This is a genomic window from Pseudomonas sp. P5_B2, from assembly GCF_056400445.1.
Map to the genome: position 1 here is coordinate 1 of NZ_JBFULH010000243.1, position 6,481 is coordinate 6,481.

At 58.2% G+C, this 6,481-nt stretch carries 7 protein-coding genes and 1 pseudogene; 6 read left to right on the plus strand and 2 right to left on the minus strand.

Going from position 1 to position 6,481, the window contains the following annotated elements; translation table 11 throughout:
- Positions 1–131: 131 nt before the first annotated feature.
- Positions 132–1,640, minus strand: coding sequence for a malate dehydrogenase (quinone) (mqo, locus tag AC1DRJ_RS17170; RefSeq protein ID WP_477803206.1), 1,509 nt, complete (start codon positions 1,638–1,640; stop codon positions 132–134).
- Positions 1,641–2,541: 901 nt separating this feature from the next.
- Between mqo and AC1DRJ_RS17175 the strand changes: the two genes are divergently transcribed.
- The gene (locus AC1DRJ_RS17175; RefSeq protein WP_477794298.1) at positions 2,542–3,126 is read left to right on the plus strand and encodes a YajG family lipoprotein; all 585 of its coding nucleotides are present in this window, start codon (positions 2,542–2,544) and stop codon (positions 3,124–3,126) included.
- A 307-nt stretch (positions 3,127–3,433) separates the two neighbouring features.
- Positions 3,434–3,712 (plus strand): hypothetical protein, encoded by a 279-nt coding sequence (locus tag AC1DRJ_RS17180; RefSeq protein ID WP_477803207.1) that lies wholly within the window; start codon positions 3,434–3,436, stop codon positions 3,710–3,712.
- An 80-nt stretch (positions 3,713–3,792) separates the two neighbouring features.
- Here the strand turns inward: AC1DRJ_RS17180 and AC1DRJ_RS17185 are convergent, their stop codons facing one another.
- Entirely contained in the window at positions 3,793–4,956 is a 1,164-nt protein-coding gene (locus AC1DRJ_RS17185) for a 1-acyl-sn-glycerol-3-phosphate acyltransferase (protein WP_477803210.1), read from the minus strand.
- A gap of 141 nt (positions 4,957–5,097) precedes the next feature.
- Here AC1DRJ_RS17185 and AC1DRJ_RS17190 point away from each other — a divergent pair, with 141 nt between their 5' ends.
- From AC1DRJ_RS17190 to AC1DRJ_RS17205, 4 genes and pseudogenes are all read left to right on the plus strand, one after another.
- Positions 5,098–5,280: a CPXCG motif-containing cysteine-rich protein gene (locus AC1DRJ_RS17190; protein ID WP_007947091.1), complete on the plus strand. Its 183-nt coding sequence runs from the start codon at positions 5,098–5,100 to the stop codon at positions 5,278–5,280.
- Positions 5,281–5,293: 13 nt separating this feature from the next.
- Complete coding sequence (locus AC1DRJ_RS17195; RefSeq protein ID WP_477803208.1) at positions 5,294–5,554, plus strand: putative signal transducing protein; 261 nt, start codon at positions 5,294–5,296, stop codon at positions 5,552–5,554.
- A gap of 35 nt (positions 5,555–5,589) precedes the next feature.
- A complete protein-coding gene (locus AC1DRJ_RS17200) occupies positions 5,590–6,213 on the plus strand; it encodes an SOS response-associated peptidase (protein WP_477803209.1) in 624 nt (207 codons plus the stop codon).
- 139 nt (positions 6,214–6,352) lie between these two features.
- Positions 6,353–6,481: pseudogene (locus AC1DRJ_RS17205) on the plus strand (M48 family peptidase); the annotation flags it as partial.

Here is a 6,481-nt window from a genome sequence, read left to right on the forward strand (position 1 = left end):
GTGCAATGTGGGAGCGGGCTTGCTCGCGAAGGCGGCATAACTCACACCAAAGATCTTAAGGTCATCTGTTCACCGGCCATAAAAAAACGCCCCGCTCTCAATGAGAGCGGGGCGTTTTTTATGGGGCCGAATCAAGCGTAGCTTTCGGTCTCGTTACTGGCTTCAACCAGTTCCAGCGCGATGTTGTTGTGCGCATTGATCTTGCGATACAGCGCAGCATCGGTTTCGAGCACTTTTTCACGGGCTGGAAAGATTTCTGCCAGTTTCGCAGCCCACTCACCGGAAGCCTTGCCCGGGAAGCATTTTTCGATCAGCTCAAGCATGATCGAAACGGTCACCGAAGCACCTGGGGATGCGCCGAGCAGGGCAGCAAGGGAACCGTCCTTGGCCGCGACCAGTTCGGTACCGAACTGCAAAACGCCGCCTTTTTTCGGGTCTTTCTTGATGATCTGCACCCGTTGGCCGGCCACTTCCAGGCGCCAGTCCTCGGCTTTCGCTTCAGGGTAGAAACGACGCAGGGATTCCAGACGCTGTTCCATCGATTGCATCACTTCGCTGACCAGGTACTTGGTCAGGTCCATGTTGTTTTTCGCCACGGCCAGCATCGGGCCGATGTTGCCGGCGCGAACCGACATCGGCAGGTCCATGAAGGAACCGTGCTTGAGGAACTTGGTGGTGAAACCGGCGTAAGGTCCGAACAGCAGGGACTTCTTGCCATCGACCACGCGGGTGTCCAGGTGCGGCACGGACATCGGTGGCGAACCCACGGCAGCCTGGCTGTACACCTTGGCCTGGTGGTGTTTGACCACTTCCGGGTTGTCGCAACGCAGCCACTGGCCGCTGATCGGGAAACCGCCGAAGCCTTTGCTTTCTTCGATGCCCGAAGCCTGCAACAGCGGCAATGCCGCGCCGCCAGCGCCAAGGAAAACGAATTTCGCGTCGACGTCACGGGTGCTGCCGCTGTTGACGTCCTTGATGCTCAYGGTCCAGCCGCCGTTGTTACGCTTCAGGCCAGTCACGCGCTTGCAGTACTTTACCTGCGCGTCGGGCGCGCTGGTCAGGTGCTTGAGCAATTGATTGGTCAGGGCGCCGAAGTTGACGTCGGTGCCATTCATCACGCGGGTAGCCGCGACGACTTCGTCGGCCGGACGGCCCGGCATCATCAGCGGCATCCAGTCGGCCATTTTGGCCTTGTCTTCGGTGTATTCCATGTCCGAGAAGGCGTGGTGCTTGCTCAGCAACTTGAAGCGTTCCTTGAGGAAGGAAACGCCGCTGTCACCTTGCACGAAGCTCAGGTGTGGCACCGGGCTGATGAACGTCTTGCAGGAGCCGAACGTGTTTTTCCTGGTCAGGTAGGACCAGAACTGCTTCGACACCTCGAACTGGGTGTTGATGTGCACGGCTTTCTTGATGTCGACGGTGCCATTGGCAGCCTGTGGCGTGTAGTTGAGCTCACACAGCCCGGCGTGACCGGTACCGGCGTTGTTCCACGGATTGGAACTCTCCGCAGCACCGGAATCCATCAACTCGACGACTTCCAGCTTGATCGCGGGGTCGAGTTCTTTRAGCAATACCGCAAGGGTGGCACTCATGATGCCGGCCCCAACCAGTACTACGTCGACTGCTTCGTTATGCGCCATTTAACGCGTCTCCAAAATCTGCAGCACCAAATTGACGGCATGGCTGCCAGGAGTGACGGGGCGTGTCAGTGTTGCCCCAGGTACCCATGGCCAGTTTCGCCATGTCCGAATCTTCGCAATTTTTTGCAACTTCGACGGACGCTACCGGCCGGGTGAATGAGGGTTATGAACTCATTTCAACGCGCGGCTGGCAATTCGACTTATGGTCGATACATCCGTTTGTGCAACCAAATCCGTAGCGGACAGGCTTCAGGCTCCCGTATTTGAGGAGTGCTCGGTCCTGTGTCGTTGGGCTGTTTCAGACGCTAATGGTGCATGTTCAGACGCAAAACTATTCATTTGCTCGCCACACTCTTGTGAAGTTGTGAAAACCCGTTTTTTCACGCTCTTTTGAAGACGTGAACCTCAAAAAAGGGCTGTCCCAGCCTGGCACCGTGCCCGCAAGCATTAYCGTCATGGGATACATGATAGGCAAAACGGGCAGACAGCTCAGTGACCGAGCGTAATGACAGCTCTGCAGATTCGTGAAAAGCGGGTTTTTGCTCAAGAAACAGCAAGCGCGCCAGCTTCACTCGATCTGTGTGGGCGGCTCTCTGTGGGCGGTGCGGGGTGTCAATGCCGGGGCATTAACGATGCTGCGAGGCYCGATCAGGAGACGTCCTTATAATCGGGGGCAGATTGTATCTAAGAAACGCAGGGAAATGGACGTGTTTAATGACTTTTATTAGGCATCTGGTCAGGTGGTCAACAGATGTTGCACCCGTGCACGTGGTTGGCGCGGGTTAACGCGTGTGCCGAGGGCGGGGCGGAATTTACTTCAAGGCCTGTAGGGTGCTAGTTACCCGTCATGACGCACCGCTATACTGCGGGCCTGTTTGTGCCTGATTCTGGAGAGATACGCATGTTGCAACGTCTGTTGTTCGGTTTGATCACTGTGACCAGTTTGACCCTCGTTGGCTGCGCCCACAGCCCGCAACAACTGAACCCTGAGCCCAAGCTGACAACCCAGTTGGCGCCGGTCGGCCATGGTCAGCCGGTGGTTGTGCGTGTGGTAGACGGTCGTCCGTCGCCAACCTTGGGCACCCGTGGCGGCTTGTACCCGGAAACCAGCGCGATCACCGTGCAGGGCCCGCAGATTCTGCCGAAGTTGCAGGCTCAGGCCGAGGCGGCCGTGCGCTTGCTGGGCTTTACCCCGACGTCCAATGCGCCGAATGCACCGCAACTCACCGTGACCTTGGCCGAGCTGAAGTATCAGTCGCCTAAAGAAGGCATGTATGTGACAGAAGCGACCATCAGCGCGACGTTCCGCTCCGATGTGCAGAACGCTAATCGTCGTTACAGCGGCCGTTACGGCGCATCGCTGGACCAGCGTTTCGGCATGGCACCGAACCAGGAAACCAACACCAAGCTGGTCAGTGATGTGCTGAGTGATGCGCTGACGCGTCTGTTCAAGGATCCGACGGTGGGTCAGGTTCTCGGCGAATAAGTATTCGCCCGATTCAAAAAAAGCCCGGGGCCAGCAATGGCCCCGGGCTTTTTGATTCAGGTTTACACCGAACCACTGTGGGAGCGAGACCGGCTTGCCGGCGAAGGCGTCGTGTCAGTCGACATTTACTTTGACTGATAATCCGCTTTCGCGAGCAGGGAAAGAAGAAGTTATGACTCAGGACAGGAATCCGCCAAATAGTGAGCTATTTGTCGTAAATCGGATGCGGGAGATATGGCTTTCGGTAGAATCCGCGCCGCACTCGTCGGTTCGGCGTCTGCTACACCTGTTTTGTTTGAGGTCCGTGATGTCGCTGCATTTGATGACGCTGTTAACCGCCCATCCCGCCAAACTGGTCAATCTGCTGGCCTTGCTGCTGGCCTTTCCGGGCAGTTGGCTGCTGCACGCCACTCGTCGCCGCGAACAACGCGCCATGGCCACGATGGTGGCCCAGCGCCAGAGCGAGCCCAACGTAGAGCCGACTCTCGATTGGGCGACGTTGCGTATGAACCGCTTTTTCTATCGCTTCGGTTTCGCCTGCCTCGGGCTGGCATTGCTGGTGTCGTGGATCAGCACGCAGGTCTGAGCCTCCGACACACAACCTGTGGTGAGGGGGCTTGCCCCCTCACCACAAAGGCGCCCTAACCACAAAGCCCCCTCACCACACTACAGCGGCAACCCGGCTTTCACCCGGTATTGATTGCGCACCGGCGTCGCATATTGCAGCACCAGGAACGGACGATGTTCCTCGGGGCAGCCCTCCAGGCGCTTGTTCCATTCTTCTTGCGCCTTGGCCAGTTCGTCGGCCGCAAACACTTCAGCCGCTTTCGGCACCTGCAATTGCGGGTCGGCGTCTTTCCATTGGGCGTAGGCCAGGTAGTGCACCGGGAACAAGCGGTAGCCACCGAGGATTTGCTTGTCCATCTCGACCGCCAATTGCTTGGTGTCTTCGAACAGCTCGGTGATCGGCGCAGCAAAGTTCACGTGGACCCGGCCCTTGTAACCGGTGATGCCCTTGGCGATGCTCACATCGTCCTCGCCCGGCACTTTGCTGTAGCTGCCGGTGGTGGCGCGGATGAACAACTCGCGGGCCTTGGCCTGATCGCACGGGTCGTATTCATAGCTGATCGACACCGGGGTGAGGTTCAGCGACTGAATGACTTCGCCAAACGGCTCGTTCTTGCGACTCATGTGGAACATCTTGAGGATCGCCGACTCTGTGCGGTCGTCGCCGTCTTTCGCCCGGCCTTCGGCCTGGGCGATCCAGATCGATGCGCAATCATTGCGGATCGAGTGGTTGATGTAGGCCGACAGCAGCTGATACGCCGCCATCTTTTCGCGGCGACCGGTGATCGAGCGGTGCACGATGAAGCTCTTGTTCAGGCGCATCAGGTCGCTGACAAAGGGCTTTTGCAGCAAGTTGTCGCCGATCGCGATACGCGGTGTCGGCAGGCCCGCGTGGTACACGGCGTAGTTGACGAAGGCCGGGTCCATCACGATATCGCGGTGGTTGGCAATGAACAGGTAGGCGCTGCCCGACTTGAACTGCTCGACGCCGGTATAGGTGACGCCGTCTGTTGCGCGTTCGATAGTGTGGTCGACGTACATCTCGACCTTATCCTGCAACGTGGCCACCGAATGAACGCCAGCGAACTCGCGGCGCAGCCGATGAGCTATAAGTGGTTTGAGCATCCAGCCGAAAGCACCGGCAAAACGCGGGAAGCGGAAGTGGGTGAGGATATCTAGAAACGCCTTGTCGCCAAGCAACCTGTCCAGTACCGCTGGGACTTCGCTATCGTCGTAAGGTCGGATGGCATCGAATTCGCCCATCATGCTCTCTTGTTAGAAACGGCTAGGGTAAGTAAAGGTTTTGATCAAAACCGACAGGGTACGGTCTGAAAAAATAGCCAGACAAAAATAGCCCTGCAAATAGACCGGCGATTATACGCACAAGTCACCCGGGAGACCGCGATGCTGGAAACCGAGCGCTACGAATGTCCGTATTGTGGTGAGGAAGCAGAGGCCGTGCTGGATCTGTCCGGTGGCGATCAGACCTATATCGAAGATTGCCCGGTGTGTTGTCGGCCTATAACGTTTGTCCTGCAGACCGACGGTCAGGAATGGATGCTCGAAGTTCACAGTGAAAACGAATGAAAGGGGCGCTCTGATGCAGCGAATCTACGAGCCGGAAAATCTGATGGAAGGTGAGTTGCTGCAAGGCATGTTGGCCAGCGAGGGCATCGAGGCGCATTTGGTGGGGCGCCATTTGCTCGGCGGCACTGGCGAACTGCCGATCTTCGGCCTGTTGGGATTGTCGGTGGACAACGACCAGGCCGAATACGCCCGCGAGCTGATCACCGCGTACAATGCCGCGCTGCCGCTGTCCGGCGATGAACCGGAGAGCTTTTCCGGCACGCTGGTCTGTTAGGCTGGCGTTCGTTTGATCAAGAGTCGTGCTGCCCCATGTGTGGACGTTATGCCCTGTTTCGCTGGAACCCCGCCTTCGCGGCCCTGCCTGGCTTCCCCGCCGATCAGCAGGCCCAGTGGAACATTTCCCCCAACGATTCGGTATTGATGCTGCGTGCAGGCGCGGACGGACAGCGTGAACTGTCTCGCGCCCGTTGGGGCCTGACGCCACCGTGGCTGACCGATCTGTCCCGCACCCCGGCCCATGCCCGGGCTGAAACTGTTGCCGAGCAACCGATGTTTCGCCAGGCCTTTCGTGAGCGTCGTTGCCTGCTGCCTGCCAACGGTTTCTATGAATGGCGCGGCACCACGCGCAAGCGTCCGTACTGGCTGACGCCGGGCGAGGGTTCGTCGCTGTTTTTTGCTGCTATTTGGGAGGCGTACCCGGTGCAGGAACAGGTATGGCTGAGCACCGCAGTGATCACGCAGCCGGCGGCAAGTCAGCGACGGCCGTTGATTCTCGATGCGGCGGGGCAGGCGGCGTGGCTCGATCCCGAGACGCCGCTGCATACCTTGCAGGCCTTGCTCGCCAGTGAACCCGCTTTACTGCGCGAGCGGGTATTGGCGAATCTGGTGAACGATCCGAAGCTGAATGCGCCGGAGTGTCTTACCCCGGGTTAAATGGGGCCCGCACAGACTTGATAAATTTTTCCTGCTGCGCTGAGAGCTTTGCCTGAAATTTGCGTCTTAGTTTTATGTATCTGGCGTCGGTAGATTTCAACGCCTAGGATACGCGGCATGATTTCAGGGAGTTTATGTGATGAACAAGCTATTGGTTTTTGGGACGTTGAGCGCCAGTCTGCTGCTCGCCGGGTGCCAGTCGGTCAACACCACCAGCGGTGGCTCCGTAGGGGTTGAGCGCAAACAGTACATGTTCACCATGTTGCCC